This window comes from Actinomadura monticuli, from assembly GCF_041463655.1.
Classification (GTDB): Bacteria; Actinomycetota; Actinomycetes; order Streptosporangiales; family Streptosporangiaceae; genus Spirillospora; species Spirillospora monticuli.
Genome location: NZ_JAXCEI010000001.1, coordinates 363,747 through 379,700, shown reverse-complemented (window position 1 = coordinate 379,700; position 15,954 = coordinate 363,747). Strand labels below are relative to the sequence as shown.

The window sequence follows — 15,954 nt, the reverse complement described above, 5'->3', positions numbered from 1 at the left end:
TTGCGTGGGCGGACACTTGGGGGGCCCATGCGCGTCGCTTCAGTACGGACGGTCGTGCCGGATCACCACTACGACCAGGACCAGATCACGCAGGCGGTCGTGCGCCGCACGGACGCGAAGGAGGAACTCGTCCGCCGCTTCCACGCCGCTACCCAGGTCACCGGCCGCAACCTGGCGCTGCCGATCGACGAGTACGTGAAGCTGGACGGCTTCACGGGCGCCAACGACGTCTACATCGAGACGGCCGTCGAGCTGGCGACCCGCGCGGTGGGGGACGCGCTCGACCGGGCCGGATGCAGCCCGCGCGACGTCGACCACCTGGTCTTCTGCTCGTCGACCGGTGTCGCGACGCCCTCGCTGGACGCCCGCGTGGCGCAGCGCGCCGGCCTGCGCGAGGACGTCACGCGCGTGCCGATGTTCGGGCTGGGCTGCGCGGCGGGCGCCGCCGGGCTGTCCCGCCTGTACGACTACCTGCGCGGCTGGCCCGAACGGGTGGCGGTGCTGGTCTGCGTCGAGCTGTGCTCGCTGACCGTCCAGCGCGACGACGGCTCGGTGGCGAACCTGGTCGCCAGCGGGCTGTTCGGCGACGGGGCCGCCGCGGTGGTCGCGGTCGGGGACCGGCGCGACACCGGCGCCCACCGGGGGCCGCGGGTGGTCGCGACCCGCAGCCGGCTCTATCCCGCCACCGAGCGGCTCATGGGCTGGGACGTCGGCGACCACGGCCTGCGCGTCGTCCTCGCCGCCGACCTGGTGGACCACGTCGACGCGACGCTGGCCGGCGACGTGACCGCCTTCCTCGGCGACCACGGGCTCAGCCCGGACCGGGTCGGCTCGTGGGTCTGCCACCCCGGCGGCCCGAAGGTGATCGAGACCATCCAGCGGCGCCTCGACCTGGAACCGGACGCCCTGGACGTCACCTGGGACTCGCTGCGCACGATGGGGAACATCTCCTCGGTGTCGGTGCTCAACGTGCTGGAGGAGACGATCGCGCGGCGCCGCCCGCCGGACGGCGAACCCGGCCTGCTGATGGCGCTCGGCCCGGGGTTCTCCTCCGAGCTGCTCCTGCTGCGCTGGTGAACCGGTACGCGGGGCTGATCGCGCTCGTCGCCGCCGAGCGGCTCGCCGAGCTGGCCGTGGCGCGCCGCAACCGGGCCTGGGCGATGCGGCACGGCGGGGTCGAGCACGGCCGGCGGCACTACCCGCTGATCGCCGCCGCGCACGCGGGGCTGCTGGGCGGGGCGCTGCTGGAGGCGCGCAGGACCCGGTTCGTCCCGGCCCTCGGGTGGCCGATGCTGGCGCTGGCGGTCTCGTCCCAGGCGCTGCGCTGGTGGTGCATCGCCAGCCTGGGGAAGCGGTGGAACACCCGGGTCATCGTCGTGCCGGGCATGCCGCTCGTCGAGCGCGGCCCCTACCGCCGCGTCCGGCACCCCAACTATGTGGCCGTCGTCGCCGAAGGGGTCGCGCTGCCGCTCGTCCACACCGGGTGGCGGACGGCGCTGCTGTTCACGGCGGCCAACCTCTCCCTGCTGCGGATGCGCGTCAGGATCGAGAACGAGGCCCTCGGCTACGGGATCTGCTCCACCCGGACGCCGGGGACGGCCGCGTAGACCTCCGGGTCGGCGGTGATCAGCGGCCAGCGCCGCCAGCGGGCCGACCACGCGGCCTGCGCGGCGTCCATCCCCAGGTTGGGGATCGTGGTGACGAGCAGCCCGGTCTGCTGGGCGATCACGTCGTCGAGGTCGTCGACGTGGACGACCTGCATGCCGGGCAGCCGCTCCAGGACGGTGCGGCCGTGGTCCGGGACGATCTGCCAGGCGCGGGCGAGCGCGGTGGCGGGGATCACGATGGTCGCGTGCTGGGCGATGGACGCGCGCAACCGGGCGCGGACGTAGATCGTCTTGCCGGTCGCCAGGTCCAGGAGTGCGGTCGCGTCGAAGACGTGACCGGTGATCACGCGACGTCCCGGCGGTCCGGCGCGCCGCGTTCGACGAGCCGGTCCACCATGGCCTGCTCATCCGGACTCGGCGGGCCGAACAGGTCGTCGATGGTCGAGGAGTCCCGCAGGAAGGCCAGCTTGAGCCGCGCCCCGTCCGCGAGGAACCCGGACACCGAGGCGATCTTCTTGTCCTCGGCGAGGCCCTGCAACGTGGCGGCAAGCTCATCAGGGAGCGTGATGTTGAGTCTCGCCATGGCGCACAGAATACACACTCCAAGCCCTCCCAGTGTGTACTGGCCGGGTCTCCGGGTCGGCCCCCGCGACGGTCAGAACGACGTCCGCGGCCGTGCGGGCGGCAGCCGGAACAGGCCCTTCAGCCTGTTCAGCGCCTCCGCGTCCCCGGACACCGACGCGGCGCCGGTCGCGATCGCCTCGGCGAACGTCCCGCCCTGGCCGGTCAGGGCGACGAAGGCGTCCTCGTCGATCGTGATGGTCGCGTCCGGGTGCTGGGCCGGGCCGTGCAGCGCCTCGATCGTCCCGTCGTCGACGCGGGCGTGGAACACCTCGTCGCCGACGCGGAACTCGTAGACGGCGCGCAGCCCGGCGGCGGCCTCGGGGACGAAGCAGGCGCGCAGGCCGAGGACCGTCCAGCCGGGATGGAACGTCTCGGCCGGGCGCCGCTCGCCCATCGCCCACTTCATCCCCCACCGGGCCAGTTCCAGGATCGCCGGGGCCAGTTCCTCGCCGGCCTCGGTGAGCGCGTAGACGGGGGTGCGGGCGGGCGGCGGGAGCGTCGTCTTGCGGGCGAGGCCCTCCCGCTCCAGGTGCTTCAGCCGGGCGGCCAGCAGCCCGGTGCCGAGGCCGCGCAGGCTGGCCCGCAGGTCGCCGAACCGCTTCGGGCCGGTGAGCAGCTCGCGGACCAGCAGCAGCGTCCAGCGCTCGCCGACGAGGTCGAGGGTGCGGGCGGTCGCGCAGTACTGGTTGTAGGTTCGCTGTTCCACTTCATCACTGTAGGCTTCGCGCTTCCTGTTCCTGAACCGCGTCCAGCAGCATCCCGGTGAGCGCCTCGGGGTGGGTCAGCATCACGTCGTGCGGTGCGTCCAGGGTGAGCGTCCGGTATCCGGCGGATTCGCCGAACCGGTCGAAGGGGTAGGTCAGCGGCGTGCAGCAGATGGCCGTTCCGGGAATCAGGTTGACGGCCCCGGCCAGCAGTGTGGGCTCGGTGAACGTGCGCAGCGGCTGCGGGACCAGCCGCGCGGCCAGCCACTCGGCGTCGCCGGGGTCGGTGACGCCGTACGCCGCCGGGGGCGGCGCCGGGATCCACCGCCCGTCCTCGCTCGTGTCGGCCAGCGCCTGGACGACCTCGACGAAGGCGGCGGGGGCGAGGCCGAACAGGCTCGCGCCGTCGGGCCCGGCCCATCCGTCCACCAGGACGATGTGGCGGACGGAGCCGGGCCGCATGTCGGCCGCCTCCCGGACCACCAGGCCCGCGTAGCTGTGCCCGACGAGCACGACCCGCTCCCCGGCGCCGTCGAGGGCGGCGGCGACCAGCGCGGCGTGCTCGTGCAGCCCGTGGTCTCCGGTCAGGTCGACGGTCACCGCGCGGGCCCCGGCGGCCTCCAGCAGCGGGACGACCCGGTCCCAGGCCGAGGGCCCGTGCCAGGCGCCGTGGACGAGCATGAACGTGGTCATCGGTCGTTCTCCTTGTGCACGAGGGGCAGGACCCGGTCGGCGAACTCCTCCAGGCCCGTGTCGTGGTCGTCGGTCGCCAGCCGGATCACGAGGTGGCGGGCGCCGGCCGCGACGTAGCCGTCCAGCCAGCGGGCGGCGTCGCGCGGGGTGCCCGCGAACATCGCCTGGACGGACGCGACGAACTCCAGCGGCGCGTTGTAGTACCGCTCGATGCTGCTCCGCATCCGGTGGTGCGCCTTCTCGGGGTCGTCGTCCACGCAGAGCGTCGCGTACAGGGCGGGCGTGACCGGACGGACCGCGTCCGCCTCGATGGCCGTGCGCTCCGCCGCGTAGGCGGCCGCCTCGGGCGGGTAGGGCAGCCAGCCGTCGGCGAGGCGGGCCACGCGCGCCAGCGCGGGCCCGCCGCCCGCGAGCCAGACCGGCGGCCCGCCCGGACGGGACGGCGGCGGCGCGATCCGGACGTCCTCGAACGCGAAGTGCTCGCCCCGGTGGGAGACCGCCTCGCCCGACCAGAGCCGCCGCATGACCTCGATCGCCTCCTCCAGCCGGGCGCCACGGCGGGCGAACCCGACGCCGACCGCCGCGAACTGCGCCTCGGTGGCGGGCATCGGGTATCCGGCGCCCATGCCGGCGATGAGCCGTCCGTCCGACAGCCGGTCCAGGGTGGCGAGCTGGTGCGCCAGCAGGATCGGGTGGCGCAGCGCGGGCAGCAGCACCGCCGTGCCGACCGCGACCCGCTCGGTGGCCGCCGCCACGGCGGCGAGCAGCAGCAGCGGATCGGCGCGGGGCCTGGTCACGGGGCTGTCGCCCGCCCAGACCGAGTCGAGCCCGAGCTCCTCCGCCCGCCGCGCGCGGGCGACGAGCCGCCCGAGGTCGTGCTCGCCCGCGGCGCTCTGGTCGCGCGTGGGCAGCAGGTAGCCGATGTCCATCCCGCCTCCTTGTAAGTGCAGGATCTTAACTGTTGACTTCTTATTTTTGAAGTGCAAGATTCTGATACCAGTAGCGATGACGGGAGTGTCGACGATGACAGAGGCGCGGTACACCGCGGAGGCGCACGTCACCGGGGGCAGGAACGGCCGGGCGACCACCACCGACGGGGCGCTCGACCTGAAGCTGCGGATGCCCAAGGAGATGGGCGGGGACGGGGAGGGGAGCAATCCCGAGCAGCTCTTCGCGATCGGCTACGCGGCCTGTTTCGGCACCACCCTCGACCTGCTCGGCCAGAGCACCGGCCGCCGGGCGGACGACGCGGAGATCGACGCGGCCGTCTCGCTGATCCCGAACGGCGCCGGGGGCTTCCGGCTCGGCGTCGAACTGCGGATCTCGCTGCCGTCGCTCACCGCCGCCGAGGCGGCCGGCCTGGCCAGGGCCGCGCACCGGGCCTGCCCCTACTCCAACGCCACGCGCGGCAACATCGAGGTGGCGCTGGTGGTCAACGGAGAATCCCTCTGAGGTGTCGATCCGCCCGCCGCCCGTTCGTGTAGAGGGTGAGGACGGCCGGCGCCCGGCCGGCGTCCGGGAAGGGGCGGTACCGATGACCGAGGTCAGGACACTGCTGGACGGCCGCGGGCTGGTCGAGTCGCCGCGCTGGCACGGCGACCGGCTGTACTTCTCCGACTGGTCCGCGGGCGAGGTGGTCGCCGTCGACCCGGCGACGGGCGCGGCGGAGGTCGTAGCGCGGGTGACGTCGCTGCCGCTGTGCACGGCGTGGCTGCCGGACGGCCGGCTCGTGATCGTCTCGTCGGCGGACGGCCTGCTGCTGCGCCGCGAACCGGACGGCACGCTGGTCACCCACGCCGACCTCGGCCCCGCCGCCTGGAACGACATCGTGGCCGACGGGCGCGGCAACGTCTACGTCAACGCCGTCGGCTTCGACCCGATGTCCGGAGAGGTGGCGGGGCCCGGGGCGGTCTGGCTGGTCGCCGACGGCACGGTGCGCCAGGTGGCGGACGACATCGCCTTCCCCAACGGGATGGCGGTGACGTCCGACAACTCCACCCTGATCGTCGCCGACTCCTACGGCCACAGCCTCGTGGCCTTCGACATCGGTGCGGACGGCACTCTCGCGAACCGCCGCCTGTGGGCCGATCTGGGGGAGGCCGCCGCCCCGGACGGCATCTGCGTTGACGCGGAAGGCGCCGTCTGGTACGCCGACGTCCCCAACCGGCACTGCGTGCGCGTCGCGGAGGGCGGCGAGATCCTGCGGACCGTCGACCTCGACCGAGGAGCGTTCGCGTGCGCCCTCGGCGGCGCGGACGGAACGACGCTGTTCATCACCGCCGCCGAGTGGCGCGGCATGACCGACGCCGAGATGGTCACCCCCGCCTCCGGCCAAGTGCTAGCCACCGAGGTCGACGTCCCAGGCGCCGGCCGGCCCTAACCTGCCGACGCCCCCCCGGGCTCCGTTGACCTGCGGCGTGTTGTTGTTATGGAGGCGCTCATATCAACAACACGCCGCAGGTCAACGTTCAGGGGCGGGCGGGGACGTTACGGCGTCGAGGCGGCTTCGCTGGGTGTCGCTCAGCCGCAGGTTCGCGGCGGCGACGTTCTCCTCCAGGTGCGCGATCGACGCCGTTCCCGGGATGGGCAGGATGACCGGCGAACGGGCGAGCAGCCAGGCGAGGGCCACCTGCGCCGGGGTGGCGTCCAGTTCGGCGGCCACCGCTCCGATCTCGCCCACCGGCTCCGAGGCCGCGGGATGGACGGGCCGCCACGGCAGGAAGCCGATCCCGGCCGCGGTGCAGGCGTCGAGCACCGCCTCATGCTCGCGGTCGAGCACGTTGTAGCGGTTCTGGACGCTGGCGATGTCGACGATCTCCCGCGCCTGGTCGAGCTGGGCGACGGTGACTTCGGATAGCCCGATGTGGGCGATCTTGCCCGCGTCTCGCAGCTCGGCCAGCGTCCCGACTTGGTCGGCCAGGGGTACCTCCGGGTCGACGCGGTGCAGCTGAAGCAGGTCGAGCCGGTCGACGCGGAGCCGGCGGCGGGCCCGCTCGACCTGTTCCCGCAGCACCTCGGGCCGTCCGCACAGTGCCGCGTCGCGCGGCGGGTCCGGCGGCACCACGCCCACTTTCGTCGTGCGAGCACGTCGTCCGGAAAGGGGTGCAGGGCCTCGACGAGCAGTTCCTCGTTGGCTCCCCACCCGTACAGGTAGGCGGTGTCGATGAGCGTCACGCCCAGCTCGACGGCCCGCCGGGCCACCGCGATGGAGCCTTCGCGGGAACCGGCGTCGGTCGGCAGCTTCATGGCTCCGAACCCGAGCCGCCGTGCCTCGATCGCCTTCCCGATGCGGAACGTACCGGACGTCATAGGCAGATGTCCCCCTCGCCGGAAACCGTAACAGCCCACTCCATCCAAGATCACGCCCGTGCGCGGATCACCAGGTCTTGCCCGCCTGCTCCCGGATCGTGTGGTTGAAGAAGTTGGTCATCGCGATCTCCAGGATGATCGCGGACAGCTGCTTCTCGTCGAAGCAGGCGGCCGCGTCCTCCCAGATCTCGTCCGTCACGCCGGGCGCGCCGTCCTGGATCCGGGTGGCGGCCTCGGCCAGCGCGAGCGCCGCGCGCTCCTCGTCGGTGAAGAAGGGCGTCTCGCGCCACGCGGCGACACTGTGCAGCCGCTCGTCGGTCTCGCCGTGCTTCTTCGCCGCGCGGACCCCGGCGAACACGCACGGGCTGCACCGGCCGGTGTCTCGTCAACGGGCTTCCCGGGTTGGTCTCGTGGCGCGAGGACGGCTCCCCGCTCTCGGTCATGGCGTTCACCGTCGACGGCGGCCGCATCGCCGCCATCACGGTCGTGGGCGACCCCGCCATGCTCGCGGCGATGGACCTGCCGGACCCGTCCAGCGGGTGAACGTCAGTCCGGGGCCCCGGCCGGGAACTCCTGGGTGCCGAGCACCCGGAGCAGCTCCAGCCGTTCGCGGGTCTTGGCGTCCGCCGGGGTGAGCACCAGCAGCTGCTGGCCCTGGTCGGGCGTGACCAGGGTCTCGCAGTTCATCAGCAGGCGGCCCACGCGCGGATGCAGCAGGGTCTTTTGGTCGGTGCGCCGGACCGCCACTTCATGCTCGTCCCACAGCCTGCGGAAGTCGGTGCTCGCGGCCCGCAACCGCTCGACGAGCCCGGTGACGGCGGGGTCGCCGGAGCGGCGCCCGGCGGTGGCGCGCAGGTCGGCCACGAGCTCGCGGGCGTGCCGGTCCCGCTCCTCGGGCGGGGCGGTGGCGCGGGCGGCGGGCTCGGTGAACCACCGGTACACCGGGTATCGGCGGTCGCCGGAGAAGCCGGTGTGGTCGCCCGTCAGCAGGACGGCCGCCCGGTTCTGGGCGAGGATCTCGCCGAGGTCGGACAGCACCAGGGCCGGGGCGTCGCCGAGCAGGTCCAGCACGCGCACCAGGCCGGCGCGGGCCAGGCGGGCCGTCCCGTCGGCGGGCGGCGGCCGGTGGCCCGCCAGGTGGAACAGGTGGTCGCGCTCGTCGTCGGACAGCCGCAGCGCCCGGGCCAGCGCGCCGAGCAGCTGCACGGACGGCTGGCTGCTGCGGCCCTGCTCAAGGCGGACGACGTAGTCCACCGACATGCCGGCGAGCATCGCGACCTCCTCCCGGCGCAGGCCGGCGGTGCGGCGGCGTGGCCCGCCGGTGAGGCCCACCTCCGCCGGACGGATCGCCTCGCGGCGGCGGCGCAGGAAGTCGGCGAGCTGCTCGCGTTGCATGACTCCATCGTTCCTCGCGGCGGCGGGGCCGGCCAGGGAGCGGCGCTCCCATGATGAACGCTCCGCTTTCGAGCGCCCCGACCCGGACGCAGGGTAGGGGCATCGACAACGGGAGGACACATGCAGACGCGAACCCTGGGCACGACCGGCCCGTCCGTTTCCGCGCTGGGCCTGGGCGCGATGGGCATGTCGGGCGCCTACGGCCGCGCCGACCGGGCCGAGAGCATCGCCACCGTGCACGCCGCGCTGGACGCCGGCGTGACGCTGATCGACACCGGCGACTTCTACGGCATGGGCGACAACGAGCTGCTGCTCGCCGAAGCCCTGCGCGGCCGGAACCGCGACGGCCACCGGCTCAGCGTCAAGTTCGGCATGCTGCGGGGGCCGGGCCCCGGATTCGGCGGGATCGACGGCCGTCCCGAGGCGGTGAAGAACTTCCTGGCGTACACGCTGACCCGGCTGGGCACCGACCACATTGACATCTACCGTCCGGCCCGGCTGGACCCCGCGGTGCCCATCGAGGAGACGGTGGGCGCGATCAAGGAGATGATCGACGCCGGGTACGTCCGGCATCTCGGCCTCTCGGAGGTCGACGCCGCGACGATCCGCCGGGCGCACGCCGTCCACCCGGTCGCCGACCTGCAGATCGAGTACTCGCTGATCTCCCGCGCGGTGGAGGCGGACGTCCTGCCCACGCTGCGCGAGCTGGGGATCGGCCTGACCGCCTACGGCGTCCTCGGCCGCGGCCTGATCTCCGGGCACTGGACGGCCGGCCGCCCCGCCCCCGGCGACAGCCGGGCCCACAGCCCGCGCTTCTCGGACGGCAACGTGGAACACAACCTCGCCCTGGTGGACGCCCTGCGCCGCGTCGCCGAGGCGAAGGGGTGCACGGTCGCGCAGCTCGCGATCGCCTGGGTCGCCGCCCAGGGCCCGGACATCGTCCCGCTGGTGGGGGCCCGCACCCGCGAACGCCTGGCCGAGGCCCTGCCCGCGCTGGACGTCCACCTGACCCCGGACGACCTGGCCGAGATCGAGAAGGCGGTGCCACCGGGGGCGGCCCGAGGCGACCGCTACCCGTCGGCGTTCATGTCCGGCCTCGGCGTAGGCAACTGACGTTGACCTGCGGCATGTCGTTGTTATGAGCGTATCTATAACAACGACATGCCGCAGATCAACGCCGGCCGGTCGAGTCGGGCGCGCTCGGCCGGCTGCGGCGGATGCTCGGGTCCTTCGTGGTCGTGGACGCGTCGTCCTGACCGCGAAGCCGGACGGCCATATGGACGAGGAAGCCCACGCCCGCCAGCAGGTAGCAATTGGCGATGGGCGTCAGGAAGAGGTGGAAGCCGTATTGGAGCGGGTGGCCGTTGTGGGGCGTCCACCAGAGCGGCGAGAGCACGAACAGGACGTACGCGGCCAGGGCCGTTCTCCGGTTGCCGTCGCGGAGCAGAACCGCCAGCGCGGGGACGATCCACACCCAGTGGTGCGCCCAGGAGACGGGGGAGACCAGGAGCCCGGTCACGCCCGTGACCGCTATTGCCACAGGCCAGTCGCCCCGGTGTGCCCAGGCCGCCGCGAGCGCGAGACCGAGAATGCCGATGGTCAGCGGAATGGCGGCGTACCAGTCGCCGACCTCTGTCGTTCCGCGCAGTATGCGGGTCAGCGCGCCCAGCGGCGATTGGTTGCTGATGTACGGGACGCCCACCCGGGACGTGTCATAGAAGGTGTGCAGCCAGTAGAGGCGGGACGCGTCCGGCGCGATGGCGTGGGCGAGCAGCGTGCAGACGGCGAAGGTCGCGGTGGCCGTGGCGGCGTCCCTGGTGCGCCTCGTCAGCAGGAGCAGCACGACGAAGACGGCCGGGGTCAGCTTGATCGCGGTCGCGATGCCGATCCCGATCCCGGCGGGACGGCCCTGGGCCACCCGGTGCATGTCGGCCAGGACGAGGGCCAGAAGGAAAAGGTTGACCTGCCCCAGGAAGAATGTGTGCCAGACCGGTTCGAGAAGAAGACCGCTCGCGAGCACGACCACGAAAGGAATGCTGCGGCCGGTCAGTTGAAACGCCGTCCGGCATGCCCAGATGAAGGCCGCCAGCGAGGCCGACTGCCACAGCAGGCGCGCGAGAACGAGTGGCATCTCGGCAAGAGGGGTGAACAGGGCCGCCATAAAGGGCGTGTTGGTGAACCAGTGGTCGGCGAGCTGTACCTGGTAGAGGTCGTCGCCGTCCGTTATCGCCCGCCCTCCCAGCCAGTAGATGCGGAAGTCGAGCGAGTCGTAGGCAATGGAGAAGACGGCGACTCCCAGGATTTCGAGAATCAGGAGCAATGACGCCCAGCGTTTCATGCTGACAAAGGTGCAGGTGGCGCCGCCCGGCGGTCATCGGGCCGCCGGACACATTGGGAAAGGGCGTTTGTAGCCCGTGGGATTACGCCTCCGGGCCAATGTGCCGGGTAAGGGCCCGCGGTTACGATCGCCGCATGTCCGCCTTGCCGCTGAGCCGAGTGGGTCGCGTCACGGGGGTGGTGCTGGCCTGGTGCGGCGCCGTCCTCTATCCCGGCGTGCTGTTCGTCACGCTGTCCAGCGGACGGGTGGGCTTCCGGGAGCCGGACGTCCTCCTCGTGGTCCTTCTCACCGTCCTGGTCCTGGCCCTGCTGCGGCGGCGTCCGCTGCCTGCCCACGCGATCCTGGTCGTCGCCTGGACCCTCGCCGCCCTCGAAAGGCAGAACGGGACCGTCGTCGGCGGGCTGATCCTGCTCACCGACCTCTCCGTCGCCTACATCGCGAGCAGCCGTCCGCGGAAGATCTCGATTCCCGTCGCCGCGGCGACGTTCGTCGTGCAGGTGCTGACCGTCCTCGCGTTCGGTGCCGCGAACGACCAGCTCCTCATGACGACCGTCCTGGCGATGGGCATCACCTGGATGGCGGGCAACTCGGTCCGGGTGCGGCGGACGCACGCGGAGGCGATGCACGCGCAGGCCACCGCGCAGGCCGTCGCGGCGGAGCGGCTGCGGATCGCGCGTGAGCTGCACGACATGGTCGCCCACAGCATCGGGATCATCGCGATCCAGGCGGGCGTGGGCGGACGGGTGATCGACACGCAGCCGGCCGAGGCCAGGAACGCGCTGGACGCCATCGAGACGACCAGCCGCGAGGCCCTGTCCGGGCTGCGGCGCATGCTCACCGCGCTCCGCAAGGACGACCCGGGCGCGGCGCCGCTCGGCCCGGCCCCCGGCCTGGACGAGCTGCCGGGCCTGGCCGCCGCCGCGTTGGACGCCGGCGTCCGGGTCGACGTCCGCACTGAGGGTGAGCGCCGCCCGCTGCCCCCGGACGTGGATCTCTCCGCGTACCGGATCGTCCAGGAGGCGGTCACGAACGTCGTCCGCCACGCGGGCACGGACCATTGCCGTGTGACCCTCCATTACGGCGACGGCGTACTGGCCATCGAGGTGGCGGACGACGGGACCGGCGGCATGGTCGGCACCGGGTACGGCCTCGTCGGGATGCGCGAGCGGGTCACGCTCCTGCGCGGCGCGTTCAGCGCCGGGCCGCGTCCCGAGGGCGGGTTCCGGGTGGCGGCGCGCATCCCGCTGGCGGGCCGGTGACGGTCCGCGTCGTCCTCGCCGACGACCAGCCGCTGATCCGCGCCGGGCTGCGCGTGCTGATCGCCGACACCCCCGACCTGGAGATCGTCGGGGAGGCCGGGACGGGCAGAGAGGCCGTCGCACTGGTCGAGGACGTCCGGCCCGACGTGGTCGTCATGGACATCCGCATGCCCGACATGGACGGCATCGAGGCCACCCGGCGCATCACCACCGCCCACGTCCTGATGCTGACGACGTTCGACGACGACGAGTACGTCTACGGCTCGCTCAAGGCGGGCGCCAGCGGCTTCCTCGTCAAGGACATGGCCCTGGAGGAGATCCTCGCCGCGATCCGCGTCGTCGCGGACGGCGACGGCCTCATCGCCCCGAGCGTCACGAAACGCCTGATCGAGGAGTTCGCCGCCCGTCCCGAACCGGCCCCGGAGCCGCGGTCCGTGACCGGCGTCACCGAGCGCGAGCGCGAGGTCCTGACCCTGGTGGGACGCGGCCTGTCCAACCGGGAGATCGCCGACGACCTCTACATCAGCGTCGCGACCGCCAAGGCCCACGTCGCGAGGCTGCTCGCCAAGCTGGACGCCCGCGACCGCGTCCAGCTCGTCATCATCGCCTACGAGCTGGGCCTCGTCGCACCTCCTACAGGCGGTAGTACTACCTGACGTGGTGACCTTGGTCTCGGTCGGATAACCTTGGGGGCGTGAAGGGTCTGGGAGAGCTTGAACGCACGGTCATGGAGGTTCTGTGGGCGCGGGAGGACGCCGGCCACGAGGCGGCGACCGCCCGTGACGTGAGCCGCGCCCTCGCCGGCGACCGGGACCTCGCCCACACCACGGTCATGACCGTCCTGGACAGGCTCGCCAAGAAGGGCTTCCTGGAGCGCGAGCGCGACGGCCGCGCCTGGCGCTACCACCCCGTCGCGAGCCGCGAGATGTACGTGACCGAGCTGATGCTGGGCGCCCTGAACGAGACCGGCGACCGGGACGCGGCGCTCGCGCACTTCGTCCGGTCCGTCTCGCGGGACGAGATCGACGTCATCCGGGAGACCCTCGCGGGCCTCACGAGCAAGGAACCGCCGGCATGACCGGCACCGCCCTGCTCGCATTGATCTCCCTCGGAGCCGTCGGCGGGGCGCACTTCCTGTCCCGCGCCCGGTGGACATGGCGGACGCCGCGCATCGGCATCGCGCTCTGGCAGGCCCTCGGGCTGTGCTGGGGCGTCGCCACGATCGGCGCCCTCCTCGGCCTCGCCCTCCTCCCGTACCGCAAGGGCGTCCTCGGCGGGCTGCCCGGCCTCTACGACGACCAGGCCGCCCGGCTGGGCGCCGTCCAGGTCGCGGCGCTGCTCGGCGCGATCAGCCTGACGGCCGTGCTGCTGGTCATGCTGATGTTCGCGGTGGTGCGGGTCGTGCGGGCCCGGCACCGGCACCGGGCGCTGCTCGCGCTCGTGTCGCGCCGCGACTCGTCGGTGCCCGGCACCCTCGTCCTCGACCATCCCGGCGCCGCCGCGTACTGCGTGCCGGGCGTCCGCTCGCACAAGGTCGTCGTCAGCGCCGGAACCCTCGAACTGCTCGACCGCGGCGAGCTGGCCGCGGTCCTCGCGCACGAGCGCGCCCACGCCCGCGAGCGGCACGACCTGGTGCTGCTGCCGTTCGCGTCGCTGCGCCAGGTGTTCCCGCAGTTCCGGCTGGTCGGACGGTGCCTGGACGCGGTGGAGCTGCTGATCGAGATGGCCGCCGACGACCGGGCCCGGCACGGCCGGCCGCCGCGCGAGCTGGCGACCGCGCTGCTGCGCTTCGCCGCCGCCCGCCCGGCCGCCGTCCCGTCCGGCACCCTCGGGGTCGCGCACGGCGACATCCCGGTGATGGCGCGGGTGAACCGGCTGCTGGAGCCGCAGCCGGCGTCCCGCAAGAGCCGCATCGCCGCCTCCGTCGCGGTGCCGGTCGTCGCCGGGCTGCCGCTGCTCCTGCTCGTCCTGCCCCACTGAGTCGTCCCGCCCGACCGACCCGTCCTGTTCCACCGGCCCGTCCTGCCCGCTAGTCCGCGAGGACGGTGCCGTACAGGCGGGTGACGCGCAGGCGGATCACGAGGCGCCGGTCCTTGACCATCTGCTCCAGGAACGCCTGCTCGTCCGCCCGGCCGGCGAAGCCCGGCGTCATCGCGAGCAGCTCCCGCCCGGTCGCGTCACCGGGCTCCTCGGTCACGTCCGACAGTTCGGCGGTGCCCTCGGCGACCGCGAACGACAGGTGGTCGGCGCTGGACGCGTGCAGCGCCGCCCGCGGGTCGCGCCGGAGCTGCTTGACCTTCGCCCGCCCGGCGGTCGTGGAGATCCGCACGACGCGCTCGTCCGGGTCCCACGCGTAGACGACGGTCGACACGTGCGGGTGGCCGTTCTCCTTGTTGGTGGCGAGGACGGCGAACTGCCCCTCGCCGAGCAGGCGGACCAGGTCGTCCTCGCTGACGGGCTTGGGGCCGGGTCCCTGTCCGGGGCCGTACTCGGTCATTTTCGATCTCTCCTTCAGACGTCGGTGGGAACGGACTCGGCCGGCGCCTCGGCGGGGGCCGGAGGGCGCGGGCGCCGCAGGACCAGGAGCGACACGGCGAGCGCGGCGACCAGGAGGCCGGCGGACACCGCGAAGGCCAGGTGGTAGCCGGCGGTGAGCGCGGCGGCGTCCGTCCGGCCGTCCGCCCGGAACGCCTCGGTGCGGGACGCGGCGAGGGTGGTCAGGACGGCGACGCCCAGCGCCATGCCGACCTGCTGGACGGTGTTGAACAGGCCGGACGCGAGCCCCGCGTCCTCCGGGCGGGCGCTGGACATGCCGAGCCCGGTGAGCGACGGCAGGACGAGCCCGGCCCCGGCGACCAGCACGAACACCGGGAGCAGGTCGGTGACGTAGTCGGCGTCCACGGGGACGGTCGTGAGCCAGGCCATCGCGCCGATCAGGAACACGAGGCCGGTCATCAGCACGAAGCGCTCACCGAGCCGGTTCGACAGCCGCGCGGACACGAACAGCGACACCGCGCCGATCGCCACGGCCGCCGGAAGCATCGCCAGGCCGGTGTCGAGGGCGCTGTAGCCGAGGACCTGCTGCATGTAGAGGGCGACGATCACCTGGAAGGAGAACATCGCCGACAGGGTGAGCAGCTGGACGGTGTAGGCGCCCGACACGTTGCGGGAGCGGAGGATGCGCAGCGGCATCAGCGGGGTGGCGGCGCGCGCCTGCCGGGCGGTGAACCCGGCGAGCAGGAGCAGCGACACCGCGCCCAGGCCCAGCGTGTGCGGGGAGATCCAGCCGTGGGCCTCGACCTTGACGACGGTGTAGATGCCGAGCATGAGCCCGGACGTGACGAGCACGGCGCCGGCGACGTCCGCGCCGGCCGCGAGGCCGATGCCCCGGTCGCGCGGCAGCGCCGGGAGGGCCAGCAGGATGGTGGCGAGGCCGATCGGCAGGTTGATCAGGAAGATCCAGTGCCAGCTCAGCGCGTCGGTGAGCACGCCGCCGAGCACCTGCCCGATGGACGCGCCGGCGGCGCCGGTGAAGCTGAAGACGCCGATGGCCTTGGTGCGCTCGCGGGCGTCGGTGAACAGCGTCACGAGGATGCCGAGCACGACGGCCGAGGCCAGCGCGCTGCCGATCCCCTGCAGGAGGCGGGCCGCGATCAGCACGCCGGACGTGGTGGCCGCGCCCGCCAGCACCGAGGCGGCCGTGAAGACCGCGTTGCCGGCGAGGAAGAGCGTGCGGCGCCCGACGAGGTCGCCGAGCCGCCCGGCGAGGAGCAGCAGGCCGCCGAGCGGGATCAGGTAGGCGTTCATGATCCAGCTGAGCCCGGCGGGCGAGAAGCCGAGGTCGTGCTGGATGGCGGGCGCCGCGACGGTCACGATGCTGCCGTCCAGGATCGTCATCAGCATCGTCGCGGACAGCACGCCGAGCGCCGCCCAGCGGGACCGGAGCAGGGAGGGAAGGGTGGTCGTCTCCTCGTTCATGGGAGAGACCGTAGCAGATAGTTTTGTTAGAGACGATCCTTGACGGA

General features: G+C 73.0%; 18 protein-coding genes and 2 pseudogenes. 9 read left to right on the top strand and 11 right to left on the bottom strand.

Annotated features, from left to right (window positions below; translation table 11 throughout):
* Positions 1-27: 27 nt before the first annotated feature.
* Positions 28-1,077, top strand: coding sequence for a type III polyketide synthase (locus SM611_RS01860; protein WP_371947001.1), 1,050 nt, complete (start codon positions 28-30; stop codon positions 1,075-1,077).
* On the top strand, positions 1,074-1,607 hold the full coding sequence (locus SM611_RS01855) for an isoprenylcysteine carboxyl methyltransferase family protein (RefSeq protein ID WP_371947000.1): 534 nt from the start codon (positions 1,074-1,076) through the stop codon (positions 1,605-1,607). The genes SM611_RS01860 and SM611_RS01855 overlap by 4 nt, the downstream gene beginning before the upstream one ends.
* Here the strand turns inward: SM611_RS01855 and SM611_RS01850 are convergent.
* From SM611_RS01850 to SM611_RS01830, 5 genes are all read right to left on the bottom strand, one after another.
* Complete coding sequence (locus tag SM611_RS01850) at positions 1,565-1,954, bottom strand: hypothetical protein (protein WP_371946999.1); 390 nt, start codon at positions 1,952-1,954, stop codon at positions 1,565-1,567. The genes SM611_RS01855 and SM611_RS01850 overlap by 43 nt on opposite strands.
* Positions 1,951-2,190: a ribbon-helix-helix domain-containing protein gene (locus tag SM611_RS01845; protein WP_067634493.1), complete on the bottom strand. Its 240-nt coding sequence runs from the start codon at positions 2,188-2,190 to the stop codon at positions 1,951-1,953. The genes SM611_RS01850 and SM611_RS01845 overlap by 4 nt, the downstream gene beginning before the upstream one ends.
* A 72-nt stretch (positions 2,191-2,262) precedes the next feature.
* A complete protein-coding gene (locus SM611_RS01840) occupies positions 2,263-2,937 on the bottom strand; it encodes a winged helix-turn-helix transcriptional regulator (RefSeq protein WP_371946998.1) in 675 nt (224 codons plus the stop codon).
* A gap of 4 nt (positions 2,938-2,941) precedes the next feature.
* On the bottom strand, positions 2,942-3,628 hold the full coding sequence (locus tag SM611_RS01835; RefSeq protein ID WP_371946997.1) for an alpha/beta fold hydrolase: 687 nt from the start codon (positions 3,626-3,628) through the stop codon (positions 2,942-2,944).
* The gene (locus tag SM611_RS01830; protein WP_371946996.1) at positions 3,625-4,557 is read right to left on the bottom strand and encodes an LLM class flavin-dependent oxidoreductase; all 933 of its coding nucleotides are present in this window, start codon (positions 4,555-4,557) and stop codon (positions 3,625-3,627) included. Before SM611_RS01830 ends, SM611_RS01835 begins: the two co-directional genes overlap by 4 nt.
* Before the next feature lie 94 nt (positions 4,558-4,651).
* Here SM611_RS01830 and SM611_RS01825 point away from each other — a divergent pair, with 94 nt between their 5' ends.
* Both SM611_RS01825 and SM611_RS01820 read left to right on the top strand, forming a co-directional pair.
* Positions 4,652-5,080 carry an organic hydroperoxide resistance protein gene (locus SM611_RS01825; protein WP_371946995.1) on the top strand — a complete coding sequence of 143 codons (429 nt, stop codon included), beginning with the start codon at positions 4,652-4,654 and terminating at the stop codon, positions 5,078-5,080.
* Between the two features lie 82 nt (positions 5,081-5,162).
* Positions 5,163-6,008 (top strand): SMP-30/gluconolactonase/LRE family protein, encoded by an 846-nt coding sequence (locus tag SM611_RS01820; RefSeq protein WP_371946994.1) that lies wholly within the window; start codon positions 5,163-5,165, stop codon positions 6,006-6,008.
* Positions 6,009-6,089: 81 nt separating this feature from the next.
* Here SM611_RS01820 and SM611_RS01815 read toward each other — a convergent pair.
* From SM611_RS01815 to SM611_RS01805, 3 genes and pseudogenes are all read right to left on the bottom strand, one after another.
* Positions 6,090-6,937 (bottom strand): annotated as a pseudogene (locus tag SM611_RS01815) (aldo/keto reductase).
* 67 nt (positions 6,938-7,004) lie between these two features.
* Positions 7,005-7,298, bottom strand: a pseudogene (locus tag SM611_RS01810) (carboxymuconolactone decarboxylase family protein); the annotation flags it as partial.
* Positions 7,299-7,483: 185 nt separating this feature from the next.
* Positions 7,484-8,332 (bottom strand): helix-turn-helix transcriptional regulator, encoded by an 849-nt coding sequence (locus SM611_RS01805; protein ID WP_371946993.1) that lies wholly within the window; start codon positions 8,330-8,332, stop codon positions 7,484-7,486.
* Between the two features lie 120 nt (positions 8,333-8,452).
* Between SM611_RS01805 and SM611_RS01800 the strand changes: the two genes are divergently transcribed.
* Complete coding sequence (locus SM611_RS01800; protein WP_371946992.1) at positions 8,453-9,445, top strand: aldo/keto reductase; 993 nt, start codon at positions 8,453-8,455, stop codon at positions 9,443-9,445.
* Positions 9,446-9,503: 58 nt separating this feature from the next.
* On the opposite strand, the gene SM611_RS01795 is transcribed toward SM611_RS01800, so the two are convergent.
* Positions 9,504-10,670: a glycosyltransferase 87 family protein gene (locus tag SM611_RS01795; protein WP_371946991.1), complete on the bottom strand. Its 1,167-nt coding sequence runs from the start codon at positions 10,668-10,670 to the stop codon at positions 9,504-9,506.
* Positions 10,671-10,804: 134 nt separating this feature from the next.
* Between SM611_RS01795 and SM611_RS01790 the strand changes: the two genes are divergently transcribed.
* From SM611_RS01790 to SM611_RS01775, 4 genes are read left to right on the top strand one after another with little or no spacing between them, the layout of a single operon-like run.
* Entirely contained in the window at positions 10,805-11,929 is a 1,125-nt protein-coding gene (locus SM611_RS01790; RefSeq protein ID WP_371946990.1) for a sensor histidine kinase, read from the top strand.
* On the top strand, positions 11,926-12,585 hold the full coding sequence (locus SM611_RS01785) for a response regulator (RefSeq protein WP_371946989.1): 660 nt from the start codon (positions 11,926-11,928) through the stop codon (positions 12,583-12,585). Before SM611_RS01790 ends, SM611_RS01785 begins: the two co-directional genes overlap by 4 nt.
* 38 nt (positions 12,586-12,623) lie before the next feature.
* Entirely contained in the window at positions 12,624-13,007 is a 384-nt protein-coding gene (locus SM611_RS01780; RefSeq protein ID WP_371946988.1) for a BlaI/MecI/CopY family transcriptional regulator, read from the top strand.
* The gene (locus SM611_RS01775; protein ID WP_371946987.1) at positions 13,004-13,909 is read left to right on the top strand and encodes a M56 family metallopeptidase; all 906 of its coding nucleotides are present in this window, start codon (positions 13,004-13,006) and stop codon (positions 13,907-13,909) included. The genes SM611_RS01780 and SM611_RS01775 overlap by 4 nt, the downstream gene beginning before the upstream one ends.
* A 49-nt stretch (positions 13,910-13,958) precedes the next feature.
* Here SM611_RS01775 and SM611_RS01770 read toward each other — a convergent pair whose 3' ends face one another.
* Positions 13,959-14,426 carry a PPOX class F420-dependent oxidoreductase gene (locus SM611_RS01770; protein WP_371946986.1) on the bottom strand — a complete coding sequence of 156 codons (468 nt, stop codon included), beginning with the start codon at positions 14,424-14,426 and terminating at the stop codon, positions 13,959-13,961.
* Positions 14,427-14,440: 14 nt separating this feature from the next.
* On the bottom strand, positions 14,441-15,907 hold the full coding sequence (locus SM611_RS01765; RefSeq protein ID WP_371946985.1) for an MFS transporter: 1,467 nt from the start codon (positions 15,905-15,907) through the stop codon (positions 14,441-14,443).
* Between the last annotated feature and the right edge of the window lie 47 nt (positions 15,908-15,954).

What these genes read in the sequence shown, in the direction of transcription:
- SM611_RS01860 (WP_371947001.1), top strand. Translation starts at nt 28, where the DNA reads ATGCGCGTCGCTTCAGTACGGACGGTCGTGCCGGATCACCACTACGAC.
- SM611_RS01845 (WP_067634493.1), bottom strand. Translation starts at nt 2,190, where the DNA reads ATGGCGAGACTCAACATCACGCTCCCTGATGAGCTTGCCGCCACGTTG.
- SM611_RS01835 (WP_371946997.1), bottom strand. Translation starts at nt 3,628, where the DNA reads ATGACCACGTTCATGCTCGTCCACGGCGCCTGGCACGGGCCCTCGGCC.
- SM611_RS01830 (WP_371946996.1), bottom strand. Translation starts at nt 4,557, where the DNA reads ATGGACATCGGCTACCTGCTGCCCACGCGCGACCAGAGCGCCGCGGGC.
- SM611_RS01825 (WP_371946995.1), top strand. Translation starts at nt 4,652, where the DNA reads ATGACAGAGGCGCGGTACACCGCGGAGGCGCACGTCACCGGGGGCAGG.
- SM611_RS01820 (WP_371946994.1), top strand. Translation starts at nt 5,163, where the DNA reads ATGACCGAGGTCAGGACACTGCTGGACGGCCGCGGGCTGGTCGAGTCG.
- SM611_RS01805 (WP_371946993.1), bottom strand. Translation starts at nt 8,332, where the DNA reads ATGCAACGCGAGCAGCTCGCCGACTTCCTGCGCCGCCGCCGCGAGGCG.
- SM611_RS01800 (WP_371946992.1), top strand. Translation starts at nt 8,453, where the DNA reads ATGCAGACGCGAACCCTGGGCACGACCGGCCCGTCCGTTTCCGCGCTG.
- SM611_RS01795 (WP_371946991.1), bottom strand. Translation starts at nt 10,670, where the DNA reads ATGAAACGCTGGGCGTCATTGCTCCTGATTCTCGAAATCCTGGGAGTC.
- SM611_RS01790 (WP_371946990.1), top strand. Translation starts at nt 10,805, where the DNA reads ATGTCCGCCTTGCCGCTGAGCCGAGTGGGTCGCGTCACGGGGGTGGTG.
- SM611_RS01775 (WP_371946987.1), top strand. Translation starts at nt 13,004, where the DNA reads ATGACCGGCACCGCCCTGCTCGCATTGATCTCCCTCGGAGCCGTCGGC.
- SM611_RS01770 (WP_371946986.1), bottom strand. Translation starts at nt 14,426, where the DNA reads ATGACCGAGTACGGCCCCGGACAGGGACCCGGCCCCAAGCCCGTCAGC.
- SM611_RS01765 (WP_371946985.1), bottom strand. Translation starts at nt 15,907, where the DNA reads ATGAACGAGGAGACGACCACCCTTCCCTCCCTGCTCCGGTCCCGCTGG.